We start from the raw sequence: 17,713 nt of genomic DNA, 5'->3' as shown, positions 1-17,713 counted from the left end.
TACGACTTTATCGTATTAAAACTATATCTTTAGTTTTTAATATCATTATAAACCGAACCTAATGGCCAAATTCTATTGGAGCATATTATTACTATGCTCATTTATGCTGACCAATGCAACACATGCACAAACAAAAGTATCGGGAGAGATTGTAGATTCGAAGGATGGGGGGAAACTTGGTAAAGCGGCTGTTGTATTATTAAATGCGAAAGATTCCGTTCTTGTCAAGTTCGTGAGAACAAATGAAAATGGATCCTTTTCCTTTCCTAAAATTGATACAGGAACTTATCGGTTCATTGTCTCCTTTCCTCAATATGTGGATGTTGTCAAAGATGTCACTGTTGGTCAAGAGCCCATTGCTTTTGGAACTATTAAACTATCAAAAGCAGCATTGCTTTTGGAAGAGGCACAAGTGACAGGTAGAATCCCTGTTGTCATTAAAGGGGATACCATTGAATATGATGCAGGAAGCTTTAAAGTCGAAAAAGATGCTAAAGTGGAAGATCTTTTAAAAGTCTTGCCTGGTATGACCATGGATGCAAACGGAAAGATTACGGCTAATGGAAAAGAAGTGAAGAAAGTATTATTGGATGGAGAGGAGTTCTTTGGTGATGATCCGACGCTCATCACCAAAAATATTCGGTCTGATATGGTCAGTAAGGTACAGGTGTATGAAAAGAAATCAGACCTGGCAGATCGCACAGGTGTTGATGACGGCGAACGCACACAGACTATTGATATCAAGTTAAAGGCCGATAGTAAGAAAGGAATGTTTGGGCAAGCTACCGTTGGTGGAGGTACCGATAACTACTATGGGGGCAAAGTGATGGTCAATAAATTTAAAGGGAGCCAGAAAATAGCTGTTTATGGTATTGCTGCCAATGATGGTATGGTGGGACTTGGATTTGAAGATGGACAGAAGTATGGTGTAGGGAGTAGTAATGTGGAAGTGATGGACGGTGGCGGTATTATGATTTCTGGTGGAGATGGTTCAGAGGGAGGATTTGATGGAAGGTTTTATGGAGGCGGAGTACCCAAAGCATTAAATTTTGGAGCAAGTTACTCTGATAAAACTGCAAATGATAAGCATAAAATCAATGTCAATTTTAAACGCAATCAGCTTAATGTAACCAATACGAGTACTTACTCTGCCCAAAATAACCTTCCTGAACAAGCACGTATTGATAATTCAGTAACGAGTTCGGACAATGAGACCAAGACAAATGGAGCAAACCTAAGGTATGATTATAAATTAGATTCCTTAACCGATATGACTGTGAAAATGGGTTTCAATAAATCGCAAAGAGATAACTTTTCAGAAACATTTGCGGATCAAAAAACTTTGGAAGGGCAGGGAATTACGGAAACATATTCTAAGAATAATTCAAGAACTGAGCAGGATCAATTAAATCTGAATCTTTTGCTAACCCGCCGTTTTAAGAAGGTAAGAAGATCATTGACTTTAGCGGTCAATACCAATACCGATCAGAATAATAGCAATACAAATTATTTTTCTAGTGCATATCTTTTTAAAGATGACCGTACAGATACGATAGACCAGTTTAAAAGAAATAAAAATAAGAATACCAACTTAGGAGCATCATTGACTTTTACAGAGCCTTTATCTAAAAAATTGACAGGATCTATTGGATATTCATTTTTAAATAATCGATCGGAGACTCTAAATCAATCTTTTGATAAGGATTCAATTACAGGTGAATATACTGTGCTCGATCTGGCGATACTCAATGATTTTGATTTTACAAGTACAAAAAATGGTTTAAGTACTTCACTCAATTATAAAGACAGTAAGTTAACGGTCAATCTAAGTAACCAATTGGATTTTGAAGATGTGAAGCGTGAGTACAATAATTTAACAACTGTGCTTCAGCGCAATCAAACTTCTATACGCCCGACCTTATCGGCTAATTATAATCTTACAAAAAGTAAAAGTGTTTATTTAAGATATTCAGGAAGAACTATTCAACCCTCACTGACTCAAATAGAACCTTTAAAGCAAAACTCACAACAATTGGTGACATACCTCGATAATTTCGATCTAAAGGCTGGTTTTAGTAATAATTACTCTGTAGAATTTAATTCTTATAAGCAACTTAAGGATCAAAGTATCTATGTTTATTTGAATGGTTCTCAAGGAATCAATAATATATCCACTAAGGTAACTTATTATGAAGATGGTCGTCAGGATATTCAGTCTGTTAATATTGATAAGGCTAACTGGAGTATATATGGCGGATCTGGATATCGTTTTGTCGTGCATAAAAAATGGGGACTGAATTTAAACCTTGGCGCGAACGTACAGTACAATAGTCAATATAGTTATCTATCACTTGGAAAGGGAGAGCCTAGTTTAAATCAGAATGAAAGTTGGAGCTTAGCTCCGAATATCGGATTTAATCGTTCTAAGGCTAATAAGTTAGATTTTTATCTATCAGTTAGTCCAGGCGTTGAAAATTTAAGTTCATCCTTACAACCTGAGTTAAGCAGAACATCTTTTAAAATGAATACGTTTGGTAGAGCCACTTATTATTTACCAAAAGAGTTTAAAATATCGATTGAAGGCCGTCAAAACTATCAAAGTGCAACCCAGACATTACAATCTATAAATATCGTTAATATGAATGGTTTTATTTCGAAAAAATTCTTAAAGGACAAATCTTTAGAAGCACAACTTTTTGTAAATGATATCTTTAATAAGAATAGTGGTATTAACCGGTATCAGAGTGGGTCTTCTTTTATTCAGTCCAGTAATGAGGTATTGCGCCGCTATGGAATGTTGAAGGTGATTTATAATTTTACAACCATGAAAGGAGGAAAATAAAATGAAAAAATATATTGTATCAATGTTTTTAATTATCGGATTTATAACAAATGTGTCCGCTCAATACGCCTTTTTTCCCAGTAGTGGTACCGTAACTTTTGAACGGAAATTCCATTTACATAACTTTCTAAAACGTAATTTTTTAAACAAACCTGATCTCAATGGTTGGGATAAAATCAGTGTTGAGCAGGCGATGAAATCTGGTCCCGCTGAGATGATTACGCATCATAGTCTAAAATTTTTTGATGATGAAACAGTCTTTGAGACTATTCAAGAGGATTACCCGCCGAATTATCGTAATTACTCCTGGTACAGTCCGTTTATAAGTGATTCCAAGACCTATATCAATGTTAAAAATAATAGTTTCTTAAAACTGCTTCCTTTTGGAGATGAAGAATTATTAATGAAAGATTCATTGCCTAATGTGAAGTGGAAGTATACGGATGAGTACAGAAATATCGCAGGCTACGATTGTCGTAGGGCGAATGGTATTATTCAAGATTCAATTTATGTGGTGGCATTTTTTGCAGGACAGATTCCCAGTCCAACAGGTCCAGAACTTATTCATGGTTTACCTGGGATGATTTTGGGTGTATCCATTCCGAGCATGAACATTAATATTTTTGCAACAAAGGTTGAATTAACCAATACTCCAGTTTCCAATGTGCTGACCAAGAAAAAGAAAGTGGTAGCGGAGCCTAAGACTGCGATTGTCGCAAAACTAAAATCTTCAGTTTATGATTGGATGGACGAAAAGGAATTCAATAAAAAGCTGAAAGCGATATTATTTTAAACAAGAAAGGGAACTCATCGTTCCCTTTCTTGTTTAAATATAGCTCCTTATCGAATGGTACTACCCGGTTTGATTGCTGAGATTGGATTTACAAAATCCAAACGGCCATCAGCATCCTCAGCCATTAAGATCATCCCTTGAGAGGTGATACCTTTGATATCGCGAGGCTCCAGATTCACTAAAATAGATACCTGCTTACCGATGATTTCTTCCGGAGAGAAGAATTCTGCAATCCCAGATACAACCGTACGTTGATCGATACCAGTATCAATTTTGATTTTTAATAATTTCTTTGTTTTAGCGACTTTCTCTGCTTCTAAGATCGTACCCACACGAATATCAAGTTTCGTAAAATCTTCGAAAGCAATATTTGCTTTAGCCGGTTCAGTTTTCACATTTGCTGCAGCATTTGCAATTTTTGCCTGAGCCAATTTATTTAATTGAAATTCAACCTGCTCGTCTGTGATTTTTTCGAACAATAGTTGTACTTCACTCAATTGATGACCATCAGCAATTAAATCTGCTTTACCTGCATTTGTCCAATTTGTACTTGGGAAATCAAGCATTTCGAAAAGTTTTGTAGCAGTTTTCGGAAGGAAAGGCTGTGCTAATACCGCTAAGTTTGCGACTATTTGTGTGGCCACATTCAGAACCGTTTTTACACGTTCCTCATCCGTTTTGATCACTTTCCAAGGTTCTTCATCTGCTAAGTACTTATTTCCCAAACGAGCAACATTCATAAACTGTGCTAATGCCTCGCGGAAACGATATTGCTGTATAGATCCGGTGATCGCATCAGGGAATTTTGCTAATTCAGCAAAAACATTTTGATCAACTTCATTTAACGGAGAACCACTAACTACTTTGCCATCAAAATATTTGTGTGAAAGTACCATGACACGGTTGACAAAGTTACCAAAGATAGCAACCAGTTCATTGTTAACTCTAGCTTGGAAATCCTTCCATGTAAATTCACTATCAGATGTTTCAGGAAGAATAGAAGTCAATACATAACGTAATTCATCTTGTCTACCCGGAAACTCTTCTAAATATTCATGTAACCAAACAGCATGATTACGAGAGGTCGATAATTTGTCGCCTTCAAGATTTAAGAATTCATTTGCTGGTACGTTATCCGGTAAAATATATTCACCATGTGCATGTAAAATTGCGGGGAAGATGATACAATGGAATACGATATTATCTTTTCCGATGAAATGGATTAAGCACGAGTCATCTTCAGGATTTTCTTGTTTTTTCCAATAATCTTCCCAGTTTTTACCATGATCAATAGCCCATTGCTTGGTAGCAGAAATGTAGCCTATCGGAGCATCTAACCAAACATAAAGTTTTTTACCAGCAGCCTCTTGAAGCGGAACATCTACTCCCCAGTCCAAATCGCGGGTCATCGAACGAGGTTGTAAACCCGATTTTAACCAAGATTGGCACTGACCAAAAACATTTGATTTCAAAACGTCTTTTTTACCTTCGATCAACCATTTCTCTAACCAAGGTTGGTATTTATCTAGGGGTAAGTACCAGTGTTTTGTTTTTCTTAATACCGGTGTTTTTCCGCTCAATGTCGATATTGGATTGATTAAGTCTGTTGGACTTAACGAAGTACCACATTTTTCACACTGGTCACCATACGCACCTTCCGACTTACAGTTAGGGCAGGTACCAACAATATAACGATCAGCTAAGAATTGATGAAAATCTTCATCATAGTATTGTTCCGAGAATTTCTCAACGAATTCACCTTTATCGTACAAATTCGTAAAGAATTCTTGAGACAACGCATGGTGGATAGGTTCGGAAGTGCGGTGATAGATGTCAAATGCAATACCGAACTCTTCAAAGCTCTCTTTAATTTGTGAATTGTACTTATCAATAATTTGCTGCGGTGTGATACCTTCTTTTTTTGCACGGATGGTAATCGCCGCTCCATGTTCATCAGAACCACAGACATAGACAACGTCTTTATCGTTGAGACGTAAATAGCGAACGAAAATGTCGCCAGGAATATATGCGCCGGCCAAGTGACCAATATGCAAAGGACCATTAGCATAAGGCAATGCAGATGTAATGGTGTAACGTTTTTTGGATAAATTACTCAATGCTATACAGTAAATTAGTAGTTAGCGAAATAAAAAAACACTATAAATGTTTGTTTCTTTGACAAAGATAATTCAATTTGCGGTATTAAAATAAAGATTATGACGAAAATACCTGAATTTCTTAAAGCAGGCGATAAAGTCGCAATTGTCTGTCCTGCAAGTTTTATTCGTGGAAATATAGATGCCGCCGTTAAAATTTTGGAATCATGGGGCCTGGAGGTCCTTTTGGGAAAGACTGTCACAGCCGCTTACCATCAATTTGCAGGCGATGATCATGAAAGAGCTGCCGATTTGCAATGGGCTTTGGACGATGAGTCTATCAAAGCTGTTTTTGCGGCAAGAGGTGGATACGGCTGCGTGAGGATTATTGATCAACTTGATTTTTCGCTTTTTCAAAAACAGCCTAAATGGCTTGTTGGGTTTAGTGATATTACTGTTTTACATAGTCATATTCAACAGGAATTTGCTATTCCTACCATACATGGGCAAATGCCAAAATCTTTTGAAGCAGGTACCAAAGCATCTTTAGATACATTGAAGGCCGCTCTCTTCGGGCAGTCGGTAGATTACAGCTATGAGCAGAAAGAATTTCCAAATAGAGTAGGAGAAGCAACTGGAATACTTGTTGGAGGAAATTTAGCTATTTTACTATCCGTACTGGCATCGGAGTCAGATGTCAATTACGATGGTAAAATCTTGTTTATCGAAGATGTCGGAGAGACTTTCTACAGTGTCGACCGTATGTTATGGGCATTGAAGCGGGCCGGGAAATTTAAAAAATTGAAAGGCCTGATTGTCGGCGGTTTTTCCGGAATGAAAGATGCTGATCCTTCATTTGGACAGTCTGTCTCTGAAATTGTGATGGACAAAGTAAGGGATGCAGATTTTCCAGTAGCATTCGCTTATCCTGCCGGTCATATTGATGATAATCATGCATTAATTTTTGGGAAGAAGGTGAAATTAAAGACCACAAAAAATAAGGTTTCATTAACATATATCGATTAAATATTATGGCACTATTTCAAAATTTAGGAAAATATAAAGATTTCGGTTTATTGATCATGCGTGTTGGTTTAGGCGTGATGATGATTGTCCATGGTTTCCCAAAAATGATGGGCGGAGTAGAGACATGGACTAAGCTTGGGGGTTCTATGGGAGTATTAGGCATTCATTTCTTACCCATTTTTTGGGGATTTATGGCCGCAGTTGCCGAAGGAGTAGGAGGTCTGTTTTTATTGATCGGCCTTTGGACTAGACCTACTTTACTTTTTTTAGCGTTCACGATGATTGTTGCGGCTCTTGTTCATTTCGGAAAAGGAGATGGCATTAAAGGAGCCTCTCATGCCATTGAATTATGCTGTGTTTTTATTGGTCTATTATTTATCGGTCCGGGAAAGTATTCTGTTGATAAGAAATAAGACAGTTGAACTTATTGTAATAAGAGAAGAGGCTTAACACATCATGCGTTAAGCCTCTTCTTTTGTTCTGTGAACGTTCTATTTTAGTATGTCGAAACAATCCCCAAGTCTCCGATCTGAGTGATTACTCTAAACTTGTAGGTCGACTTGCTATTAAAAGGAATAGCTCCTTTATATTCTTTTGATTTTAAAGTAGGTTCCGTGTTATCTTCACTGTAGTAAATTTTAAAACCTGGGTAGTCGGTGTTGGCTGTTAACTTTCCATCGATCAATTTTACTCCGACAGCAGGTACACGATAATGATACCCTTTATTTAATTTATCTAATTTCTTCAATTCATCATTACCTAACTTCTGCATAAATCCAGCATAGCTTTTTTGGTAAGTCTGATGATCAAAATTTTCGCCATTTTCCCAGCTTTGTTCCGGAGCCCATCCACGATCGGCAACTGCCAATAAGCGTGGAAAAATCATTTCTTCAAGACGCGTATCGTTATTTATTTTTTCAGACCAAAGTCCAGCTTTAACACCCAAGAAGTTTGCTTTGCCTTTTTCCGTTAAATGCACCTTATTTTTTGCGAAATCTTTCGGTAACTCGTTTCCTGAATTGTCTTTGAACAGGTTAATAAAATAGTTTTCCGGAGCAAACGAGTATGTTTTGTTAATATCAACCAATCCTACCCAGCTATGTCCCGGCTCAGCAAAGTTATGGTCCCAGGTCATGTCCAGATAGTTGTTATAGGCAGAAGTAAAGACAACTTTGTAACCTGCATTCGCTAGGCGGTACGCTAAATCTTCCTGTCCACCACCGATCAGGTTATTCCAGACGTTTAAGTTGATGTTATGGTCTGCTAGTGCTGGATTTACATCCATTCCCTTTCCGAAATTTTTCATCCCCATTTCTTCCCAGCCCGACATGATCAAACCTTTAGAGTGGCATAATTCATTAATACGGTTAATGTAATATGGCCACACATCATGTACGGATGTGATGTTATTTTCTTTCATGAAAGCTTCGATCTTCGGAGATTTTTCCCAGACGCCAGCAGGCGTTTCATCACCGCCTAGATCGATGATCTTTAAAGGTACTCCGGCTTGTTCATGCATTTTTTTCACTTCATCGATTACCTTACTTAAGAATTGGTACGAAGAAGGTAAGGCAGGATTTAAAACGTTGTCGTTCCAGTTCTGTGCAGAGTTGTATACCGATAGGTCTTCCGGATCATGTAATAAATATTCTTCCGCACCTTTAAGGTCTCCTGTTTTTTTAAGTTTATTGTATCGCGCTTCCATTGATTTTATAGCAGCACGTGCATGTCCAGGAGTTTCAATTTCTGGAATGACATCAATATGTCTTGCGGCTGCATAACGTAAAATCTCGATATAGTCCTGCGTGCTTAGATATTGTTTTTCTTTTGCTACCGCTCCAGATCCATAGGCCGGTTGTATGGCTTTTCCATCTTTAAAGTTGGCAGAGCGTACACTACCGACCTCAGTCAATTCAGGTAATCCTGGAATTTCTAAACGCCAGCCCTCATCATCGATGAAGTGGAAGTGAAATTTATTCAGTTTGTACTGCGCCATTGCATCCAAAATACGAATTACCTCAGCTTTGCTATGGAAATTACGTGCCACATCCAGCATGAGACCACGATACGGGAAACGGGGCTGATCTTTTACCTGAGCATATGGGAAATTCAATGATTTATTCGTCGTGCTCCATGCTGCGGCAGGAATTAAAGATTTTAATGACTGTAAGCCGTAGAATGCACCCGTTGCGGTACTTGCTTTAATTTCGATTCCTTTGCTATCAATATTCAATGCATAAGCCTCATCTTCAAAGCCTGCAGTTTTAACGATCTTGATTTGAGCGTCTTTACTCGTGCTTTTCTGTGCCTGTATTCCTGTTTGTTCTTTTAAGAACTGTATGAATAAACCCGCTTCATTATTAAAATCATTATCGCTATTGATTGAAACGGTATTTGTCAATTTAAATGACTTTGTTTTATCAAAGCTTGCTTGCGCCGGTAGCGGAAGAATATCCTGCTGTGAGCCTTTAGAAAGAAGCTCATTGCTCGCAAACTTCTGCTCTAAATAGGCTTTACGCTGTTCTGCTGTAAAGGTATTGCGTTGTGCTTCATAGTTTTTGATGTCCGCATAGGTGTCTTTACCATCATAGCTTACGTAAAGCCCGATTGGTCCATCCGTATAATTTATCAGGCCACCGAGTGTTGTAAAATTGATTTCAATGGTATCTTTGGGCTGTAGTGTTAGATTGTTTTTTGCAAATTCGATCTGGAATAAATCTCCATTACGATGTGACAATTTAAAACGGGAATCAACAGATTTTGCATCTATTCCACGGATGAAATTAAACCATAGTGACCAATCTTTAAGTGCAATTTGCTGACTGTCTGTATTTTTAATGATTAATTTTGACGTAGGGTTCTTCTTTAAACTTATTCCTGTTGGAACTTCCCAGCGTACAGAAATCTTATTTTCAATGTTTGCAGGAGACTGGGCAAAGAGATTTGCTGTCAATAATGCCATTGTAGTAGACAGCCAAATGGACTTTTTATACGGTTGATAACTCATGAATCTATAAGTTGTTTAGTTTGTTGTGTGATCTAAAGATACAATTTTTAGAGAAATAAATAATTTTTCATTTTTATTTTGAAATATTCAATAACCTTTCTATATTTGCACACCGAAACACAAAAAGGCCCGTTCGTCTAGGGGTTAGGACGTTAGATTTTCATTCTAGAAACAGGGGTTCGATTCCCCTACGGGCTACAAAAAAGCGACTTCAAAAGAGTCGCTTTTTTTATGCGCTTTATTTGGCATATGTCCTATTTTATGCCAAAGTATTTTGTGTGATTTCTATAAATTAATACCCTATTTAATTCCATTTTTTTCATCAATTAATCTATCCCCAAAGAAGCAGATGTAGCATCTTTTTATTCTCTATCTGTGGCATCGTTGTCATACTAATCAATTTAAATTTAAGATGTGCGTACGGGGAGTTTGATTATGTAATAAATCACATACATGGAAGTTATATGGGTGAATTATATTATTTTTGGAATTTATGCTATTAATTAGCATAGAAATTAAACTTAATTTAATGATGAATAAAAAAATTATATATGGTTTATTAGGGGCAGTTATTTTAAGCGGAAGTTTAAAATTGGGGTATGCTCAGCAAAAGAATTTTGAAACCGCTACGGTATCAACCCTTCCTTCTATATTTCCCTCACCTGTGTTTATGGAACTTCAAGGCGAGAGTTTTCCTCTTGGACAGACCATTACTTTAGTCGCATTACCAGAGGTTAGTGAATATACTAAGACCACAGTAGTGAAGATGCTGAACAAGGCAGGAGTCAAGAATGTGAATACAACCCAAAAGATTCCAAAGTCAATTCGAGGTACAGTAGTGGTTCTGGGGGAGAGCAAAAATGGAGACGGAAAATCTCTTATTAGCAACAACCAGGCAATTTTAGATACTCATAAAGAAGGTTATGTAATTTCTAGTGGAAAAAAAGATCAAGGTTTTTTAATTTCATTAATGGGGCATGATGCGCATGGTCTATTTCATGCCACACAAAGCTTCGCACAGTTAATCACAAGCGCTTTCTTTCCATCACTATTGATTCAAGATTATCCAGCTCAGCCTATCCGCGGTTCGGTGGAAGGTTTCTACGGGAAACCCTGGACTATGCTAGAGCGCGAGCAACATTTATTATTTTTATCCTCTGTTAAAGCCAATACCTACGTATATACGCCAAAAGATGATCCTTACGCTAGAGATAGATGGAGAGAGCCTTATCCAGCAGACACATTATCAGAACTTGGTCGTATAGCAAAGATTGCAACCAATAATCATATCAACTTTGTTTATGCAATATCGCCTGGTCCAACGATTTGTTTTTCATGTAAAACAGATTTTGATCTGTTAAAAGACAAAGTAAATGCGTTAAGAAGCGTGGGTGTGCGTAGTTTTTATTTGGCATTAGATGATATTGAATATCAAAAATGGAATTGTAATCAAGACTCCATCACTTTTGGAAAATCTGGCCCCGAAGCTGCCGCGGTAGCACAATCTTCATTATTAAATAAATTGCAGGACTATATCAAGGGAGTAGATCCTGAGGCGCCAAATTTAATTATGGTTCCCACCGAGTATTATGATGCCAAAGAAACCCCATATAAAGCCGCATTACGTAAAAATTTAAATCAAGATATCGTTGTTCAATGGACAGGAACAGATGTCGTTCCGCCATCAATTTCAATAAATGATGCAAAAGCGGCTACTAAGGTTTTTGGAAAACCAACATTGCTCTGGGATAATTATCCTGTAAATGACTATGCAGAATCTAAAGGAAGGCTTCTTTTAGCACCATATGATAGAAGGGAAGCAGGGTTATCAAAACAGCTTGCCGGCATTTTGTCCAATCCAATGAATCAGGAAGCTGCTAGTAGAGTGGCAATATCGGGAGTGGCTGCTTTTGCCTGGAATGATCAAGATTACGATGCTTCTCGTACTTGGACATTTGCTGCGCGTCAATTAGCTGGAAATAATCCAAAAACCACTCAGGCATTATTGCTGTTTTTCGATACCCAGCACTTAGCCCCAACATTTGGAACACACCCTTGGCAAGTGCAAGCACCAGCATTAAAGTTAATTTTAGATAAGTTTAGAGATGCTGTTTCTTATGGTAATAAAGATAACCGTGCGCAGGCTATTAAAAGTCTAATAAATCATGCTCATGAATTTAGAAATGCTCCAAATATTATTCGTTCAGGAACAATTGATAAGGGTTTTGTCCGTGAAGCTGGACCATGGTTAGATGCGATGGCAATATGGGGAGAGGCTTTAGAATCTGTTGTCTTAGGTTTGCAGGAGGTAGAAATGGGTAAAAGCAATAGTATCAGTTATTTTGATAAAGCTCAAGAACTCGCTAAAAGGGCTGCTGCTATTCCATCAACACCAGGTGCGACTCGCTTTGAAGGGCCAGTTAAAATTGCAGACGGAGTATTGGATGTATTTATTAAAGATGCACCCAAATTACTTTATATAGCAAAAGGTAGTAAGTAGATCATACTTTATGTTCACTATTTCACGCATGTTCACGTTCCATGAACATGTGTGAAATAGTGAACATTTATTTGTTTTATCTTTCTCATGGGGCATTTACCGGCCATTGGAATAACTCTTAAAAATCTTATCAGAAGTCAATTTGTGGAAAATGAGGCAGTTCTAACAAGTATTCCCTGAATTTGACTAATTTTATACGCAGCGCGTAGCGAATCTTAGCTGGACAAATAATCCGTTTGATTATGCGTATCGATGAACCCAGCGAACGGAACTATTATATCAAGGAGGCCACAGGTGAAGAATAAACTAATGATGACTTGACAACGAGATGTTCAGTAATTAAACTGCGATAATAAAGAGTCTGGTTAAGTGCCAAATAATGAAGAATTGGCGCATTCCAAGTAAGCTAGGAAGTCGTCAGTTTTATGCTTTGTGTGCAACGGAGCATGTCTTCGCGCTATGGCGTAGCGGTTTCGACGATGGAGAAAAGCATTTATACCTAGGTCGATGTGATTTAGAGGGGCGGGGAAATGGCTTGGACACTCGGGGAAATGAGAAACACTGGTGACTGTGTGGCTTCGCAATATGTCTAAGAGTTTTTGAGGTTCATGAAAGCGGGAGGAGGAAGGACTAAGTGATTCACCGAGATGACGGATTAATATGGATACTCGGGAAAATGCATCGGAATGGTGGCTGTATAATTTTGCCACGTGGCGAAATGGTCAAGTGCGTCCGGAGATTCCTTTCGCCATACCGCGAAATTGACCATGGAATTTTTTTATGAAAAGTTTTTTTTCTAAAATCTCATGATATAAATAGTTATTCGGAAGTAGACTTCATCTCAAATATTGACAAAGAAAATTTAGATTGCATATCTTTTTTTTGATGATCCTTACCTCGATTTTGGGTTTCAATTGGATTATTCAGAGTGATAGATGAATGCAATACTCATTTAACTTTTTGATAAGCAAATAGTTGTAAGCTAATTATTCCTATTGAAATAAAAAAGTCCAGATCAACTTCGTCGATCTGGACTTTTTGTTTTGGGATATTGTTTATTCCCAAGTTTTTTCGCCTTTTTTCATTTTTTGAAGCGTTGCTATATAATCCTCTTTTTTATCGTTTGCAGTCAAAAGTGATATCGCTTTCTCTTGTGTTTTGATTGCTTGATCTTTGTCACCTAGACGATAAAGAAGGTTGGCAAAGGTATCTAGATACATCGGTGTATCTTTTTCTTTCTCTAGTGATAATTTGCTCCATTCTGAAGCCGCTTTTAAACAAGCTGGGTCATCACAGTTTTCAAAGATAGACCAAGCCATCTGGTTTAATTCCATTGCTGTGACCGTCGAACCGTATTTGGCAATATACTTATTAAAACTATCTCTCAATCCAGGATAGTTTTTAGTATAAGAGAAATAACGCGGTTGCATTTCCAAACTCGTTTTTTCGGTATTGACTGTAGGGTATTTCTGAGCCAGTTCTTTTTCTATAGCAGCAAAATCTACATCTTCCTTAGCCAGTATTTTGGTATTGACAGCTTCACTGATCAATAGCTTACCTAAGAAATCATTTGCTTTAACCTTCTCGCTGATGGCATCAAACTTGGTTGGGTTATCTTTTATTAAGTTAAATGCTTTCGAATCCTTAATGCTCGCAGAAGAAATCAATAACTCTAAATTGTCTTTTGTAAAGAGCTGATCTGTTGATAGCGAAGATAATACAATGCTCTCAGCCTTTGCCTGTGTTTCTTTATCATAAGCTTCTTTTGCCACTTGGGCCATAGCTTTTGCAATCGTTGTATTTTGTGGATCAGCATTGAATTTTGCCAATAGGGTTTCATACTGGGTATTCGGATCCAATGCCTTTTGAGCTTTAGCAATAAATCCATCCGCATCACCGCCCCCTACAATTCGGTGTACAAGCTTGCCTTTTGAATCAAAGATCAAGAAAGTAGGATATGCTACTACTTTATAATCTTTGGCAAAACGATCTGCTTCCGCGTACCAGGATTTTACTTCTTGATTATCCCCTTCGGTCTTATCCATTTGGATTTTGGCATTGATAAATTTGGCGTTGAAGAAATCACCTACCTTCGCCTGTGGGAAGATTGTGCTTGTCATGTACTTGCAGGGGCCACACCAAGTGGTGAAACAATCGACAAAAATAAATTTGTTTTCCTTGGCTGCCTTTTCTTTAATTTGATTCCAATTGAGACCATGCTCAAATTTAACACCCTTGCTCTGAGCGAATAGTAATGATGGAACCAAGAATAACATTAAAATTAATTTTCTCATAATCAGTTGATATTTATATGTGAATTTACTGAAATAAAAGCTTATCAAAAAATATTACAAAAAATCTTCAGAACCCGTAGAACCGAAACGGCGGATTAATCAATAAGTCAATGCTCGGAATATCATAACCCAATTAATAATGGTCAGTTCCCTGAATTTGACCAATTCTCTACGCAGCGCGTAGCGAATCTTAGCTGGACAAATATCCATTTGATTATGCGTATCGATGACCCCAGCGAACGGGACTATTATAAAGGGGGCCACAGTTGATATACACTCACTATTCTCACCAATCGTTCATCTGAAAAGAATTCCAATTTGATCATTGATTCATATAGAATAATCCCTTAGTACTAATTATGAGTCAATACTTTTTTTTAGTTTCAATAAGCAAAAAAATATTTGATGATTATTAAGATTTATGCTAATATACAATTTGAGTACACCAGTTTTCTAAGTTTAAGATTTATCCCAAAAATGGATGTTTCCAAGGTGCCCGGTAAGGTCTTCTTAATAATTTGGTTGCTTCAGGATCATCAATACATTTTTTTTTAATAGGGTCGTAGACCAATGGTCTGTTCAATAACATGGATAGATTGGCCAGAATACAACTTGCCGTTGAGATATGTCCTTCTTCAATATCAGCAATAGGGAGATGGTCATTTTCAATCGCAGATAAAAGATTCAGCATATGTTGACGGGTAGCAGGAGCGGTGTGCAGTTCGATTCTGGGTTCATTGAGATCTGCTGGAAATTTTTCTTTCTCATAAACCACATCCATAGCAATGCGCTCTCCTTTACCAACTGGAATAAACTCATATTTCATGACACTGCCTTTTAAAGTACCTTTTTCTCCATAGATAACAAATGCCCAAGGGTATCCTGGATCTGCAGGAGTTCCCCAGGACCGCATCTGCCAAACGCAATTTAAGTCAGGATATTCAAATATAGCAGTCTGTGTATCCGCAATATTGGATTTTCCGCCTTTTTGCACAAATATCCCGCCTGTTGAAGTAATCTTTTCCGGCCATTTAAGTCCTAAAAGCCAACGAACAGTGTCGAACATATGCATACCCATATCGCCGGTAATACCATTACCATACTCCATGAAAGTGCGCCACCAGCCACCATGTGGTAAACCATCATAAGGACGCAATGGAGCCGGGCCTGTCCACATTTCATAATCCAGAAAGTCAGGAACAGGTTCTACTGCAGGATTTCCATTTTTACGCATATGATAATAACAGCATATCTCGACATGTGATATTTTACCAAGCAGTCCTTGATCTATGATGTTGTTTTTAGCATCTATAAGGTGGGCTGTACTTCTTCTCTGTGTACCTACCTGTACTTTTTTATTGTGTTTTCTTGCTGTGCTTAGTATCGCTTCGCCTTCCAGAACATCAATACTAATGGGTTTTTGGAGATAAAGATGTGCACCAGAACTTATTGTGTCAATTGCTTGTTGCGCATGCCAGTGATCGGGAGTTCCGATGAGTACCAGATCCAGTTTATGTGCGTCGAGCATTGCTCTGTAATCATTGTAAAGTTTTGGTACTTTTCTGGATATTTGGCGTTCACTGATCAATTTTCCAGCTTCTTCCAGATGTTTGCTATCCACATCACAGATTGCTACAACATCAATATCGCGTACCTGCATGAGTCTAAATAGATCGCTTTTCCCGTACCAACCTGCTCCAATCAATCCGACCCGCATATTTTTAAGTGTACTTGCAGAGGAAACCCCTTTTGCTTGTAGAGCAGATAAAGTTAAAACAGCAGTAGCACCTTGAATAAATTTTCTACGGTTCAGGTTGAAATCAGGCATAATTTGTTGGTTTATGGTTTATTAAGAGAAAACAAAGAACTGGTCAAAATGTTTATTTTATTATTAATTCGCAATAAATTACAACATTCTGCGATCTCTAATCCGTCCATTATATATGCGTGTAAAACCAAATATAATCTTAGTCTATGTTTTAATTAATTAGTCTCTTTGTTCCCTGTGGAGCATGATAAGAAGGTATAAAATTGATTACGTTTTTTAACGATCAAGAGTATATTAATAAAAAAGGTTGAACGGGATAGAAATTACCTGTTCAACCTTTTATTCAATCACTTTTTTGCAAATAGATCCTTTAAAGCGATAATATCGTCAATCTGAATTCAAATTATCTAGTGAGATGCACTTTTTGAAGGTATTAAAATATTAACACCAGCCTGTACAGCCATACCTCCGAATCGGCTTTCTGTTGCAAAGTTCTGGGTTATACGTGCCATTGCTCCAATTTTTTTAGGTACAATCCAGTAGGAAACAAAGCCACCAACTCCTGCTGTCTGATCTGATAAGAAACTACCTTCAGTTCCTTTATCATCTGAAACCTGTTTGGTGTAGTGCCCGAATACACCAACTTCATCGCCACGGCTGTTGAGCAGATAAGAACCTCCGAGATCGACAGTTAGATGGCTTCCCTCTTTGAAGTCAGTATCTTTTTGCCATTGATTGATCTCGAAGGTTGGCGCAATACTCAGATTGATTTTGGGTTGCGGTTTGTATTGTAATGCCCCTCGAATATTGTGAGACCAGTAACCATGACCGCCGTTGTCTAAACTATTGGGTTCATATTTTCCGGTGGGAGCCCACACGCCGTAATTTAACGCATATTTGAATTTTCCATCTTTCCATGAGAGCCAGATCGGCTGGATATACATATCACCAAAACCGAGACTTTTATTTGTGAAATTATAACGGCCAGCGCCTGTCTGTTGCGAATAATAATCTAAAGCAATACTTGCCGTGGGGCTATTAAGGGTTGGAATGATCATCATTCCCCAGTCTGCATTTAAGATTTTACCTTTGCCGCCATAAATAGCCATTAAGATAAATGAATGGGTCTTGACATTTTGCTCGATATTAAGAGTCGTCGGATTATTAGGTGTCGGATTGATCAGCTGATCCGATTTATTCCCCTGCTTATTATAATAGTTCATATTGGCATAGCCATACCATACTGGAATGATAAAGCCCGCATGTGGGGCAAAATAATCATTTGGATTAAAGGATGAACCATTGTAATGTCCTTGAGCAAAGCTACTGGTACTCACAAATAGCAACAGTAATAAATTGATTATTCTTTTCATTGGTATAAGTTTTC

General features: G+C 37.7%; 11 protein-coding genes and 1 tRNA gene. 7 read left to right on the top strand and 5 right to left on the bottom strand.

From position 1 onward, the window contains the following. Window positions 1–61 precede the first annotated feature (61 nt). Both WH188_RS22180 and WH188_RS22175 read left to right on the top strand, forming a co-directional pair. Window positions 62–2,842 carry an outer membrane beta-barrel protein gene (locus WH188_RS22180; protein ID WP_315400095.1) on the top strand — a complete coding sequence of 927 codons (2,781 nt, stop codon included), beginning with the start codon at window positions 62–64 and terminating at the stop codon, window positions 2,840–2,842. A 1-nt stretch (window position 2,843) separates the two neighbouring features. Further along, window positions 2,844–3,635: a GLPGLI family protein gene (locus WH188_RS22175; protein WP_339424663.1), complete on the top strand. Its 792-nt coding sequence runs from the start codon at window positions 2,844–2,846 to the stop codon at window positions 3,633–3,635. Between the two features lie 47 nt (window positions 3,636–3,682). Here WH188_RS22175 and metG read toward each other — a convergent pair whose 3' ends face one another. Beyond that, complete coding sequence (gene metG, locus WH188_RS22170; protein WP_339424662.1) at window positions 3,683–5,752, bottom strand: methionine--tRNA ligase; 2,070 nt, start codon at window positions 5,750–5,752, stop codon at window positions 3,683–3,685. A gap of 99 nt (window positions 5,753–5,851) precedes the next feature. On the opposite strand from metG, the gene WH188_RS22165 reads away from it, so the two are divergent. Both WH188_RS22165 and WH188_RS22160 read left to right on the top strand, forming a co-directional pair. Further along, window positions 5,852–6,757, top strand: a complete 906-nt coding sequence (locus WH188_RS22165; protein ID WP_339424661.1) for a S66 peptidase family protein — start codon at window positions 5,852–5,854, stop codon at window positions 6,755–6,757. A 5-nt stretch (window positions 6,758–6,762) separates the two neighbouring features. Then, window positions 6,763–7,170, top strand: coding sequence for a DoxX family protein (locus tag WH188_RS22160; RefSeq protein WP_208700623.1), 408 nt, complete (start codon window positions 6,763–6,765; stop codon window positions 7,168–7,170). An 83-nt stretch (window positions 7,171–7,253) separates the two neighbouring features. On the opposite strand, the gene WH188_RS22155 is transcribed toward WH188_RS22160, so the two are convergent. Next, window positions 7,254–9,764 carry a family 20 glycosylhydrolase gene (locus tag WH188_RS22155; RefSeq protein ID WP_339424660.1) on the bottom strand — a complete coding sequence of 837 codons (2,511 nt, stop codon included), beginning with the start codon at window positions 9,762–9,764 and terminating at the stop codon, window positions 7,254–7,256. A 126-nt stretch (window positions 9,765–9,890) separates the two neighbouring features. Here WH188_RS22155 and WH188_RS22150 point away from each other — a divergent pair. From WH188_RS22150 to WH188_RS22140, 3 genes are all read left to right on the top strand, one after another. Continuing rightward, a tRNA-Glu gene (locus WH188_RS22150) sits at window positions 9,891–9,962 on the top strand. A 331-nt stretch (window positions 9,963–10,293) separates the two neighbouring features. After that, the gene (locus tag WH188_RS22145; RefSeq protein WP_339424659.1) at window positions 10,294–12,264 is read left to right on the top strand and encodes a beta-N-acetylhexosaminidase family protein; all 1,971 of its coding nucleotides are present in this window, start codon (window positions 10,294–10,296) and stop codon (window positions 12,262–12,264) included. Window positions 12,265–12,643: 379 nt separating this feature from the next. After that, the gene (locus WH188_RS22140) at window positions 12,644–12,832 is read left to right on the top strand and encodes a hypothetical protein (RefSeq protein WP_132843451.1); all 189 of its coding nucleotides are present in this window, start codon (window positions 12,644–12,646) and stop codon (window positions 12,830–12,832) included. Between the two features lie 487 nt (window positions 12,833–13,319). Here the strand turns inward: WH188_RS22140 and WH188_RS22135 are convergent, their stop codons facing one another. The 3 genes from WH188_RS22135 to WH188_RS22125 all read right to left on the bottom strand — a co-directional run bounded on the left by WH188_RS22135 (window position 13,320) and on the right by WH188_RS22125 (window position 17,699). Then, window positions 13,320–14,558: a thioredoxin family protein gene (locus WH188_RS22135; RefSeq protein WP_243656052.1), complete on the bottom strand. Its 1,239-nt coding sequence runs from the start codon at window positions 14,556–14,558 to the stop codon at window positions 13,320–13,322. A 466-nt stretch (window positions 14,559–15,024) separates the two neighbouring features. Then, window positions 15,025–16,386 carry a Gfo/Idh/MocA family protein gene (locus tag WH188_RS22130; RefSeq protein ID WP_339424658.1) on the bottom strand — a complete coding sequence of 454 codons (1,362 nt, stop codon included), beginning with the start codon at window positions 16,384–16,386 and terminating at the stop codon, window positions 15,025–15,027. A gap of 347 nt (window positions 16,387–16,733) precedes the next feature. Further along, complete coding sequence (locus tag WH188_RS22125) at window positions 16,734–17,699, bottom strand: SphA family protein (protein ID WP_339424657.1); 966 nt, start codon at window positions 17,697–17,699, stop codon at window positions 16,734–16,736. Window positions 17,700–17,713 lie beyond the last annotated feature (14 nt).

The organism is Sphingobacterium sp. MYb388 (assembly GCF_037479535.1).
In the GTDB taxonomy this organism is placed as follows: domain Bacteria; phylum Bacteroidota; class Bacteroidia; order Sphingobacteriales; family Sphingobacteriaceae; genus Sphingobacterium; species Sphingobacterium anhuiense.
This window is presented reverse-complemented; position numbering and strand designations above follow the sequence as displayed.

Coding starts and splice junctions, on each gene's coding strand:
- WH188_RS22155 (WP_339424660.1), bottom strand. CDS start 9,764: ATGAGTTATCAACCGTATAAAAAGTCCATTTGGCTGTCTACTACAATG.
- WH188_RS22135 (WP_243656052.1), bottom strand. CDS start 14,558: ATGAGAAAATTAATTTTAATGTTATTCTTGGTTCCATCATTACTATTC.
- WH188_RS22180 (WP_315400095.1), top strand. CDS start 62: ATGGCCAAATTCTATTGGAGCATATTATTACTATGCTCATTTATGCTG.
- WH188_RS22145 (WP_339424659.1), top strand. CDS start 10,294: ATGATGAATAAAAAAATTATATATGGTTTATTAGGGGCAGTTATTTTA.
- WH188_RS22140 (WP_132843451.1), top strand. CDS start 12,644: ATGAAGAATTGGCGCATTCCAAGTAAGCTAGGAAGTCGTCAGTTTTAT.
- WH188_RS22130 (WP_339424658.1), bottom strand. CDS start 16,386: ATGCCTGATTTCAACCTGAACCGTAGAAAATTTATTCAAGGTGCTACT.
- WH188_RS22165 (WP_339424661.1), top strand. CDS start 5,852: ATGACGAAAATACCTGAATTTCTTAAAGCAGGCGATAAAGTCGCAATT.
- WH188_RS22125 (WP_339424657.1), bottom strand. CDS start 17,699: ATGAAAAGAATAATCAATTTATTACTGTTGCTATTTGTGAGTACCAGT.
- WH188_RS22160 (WP_208700623.1), top strand. CDS start 6,763: ATGGCACTATTTCAAAATTTAGGAAAATATAAAGATTTCGGTTTATTG.
- WH188_RS22175 (WP_339424663.1), top strand. CDS start 2,844: ATGAAAAAATATATTGTATCAATGTTTTTAATTATCGGATTTATAACA.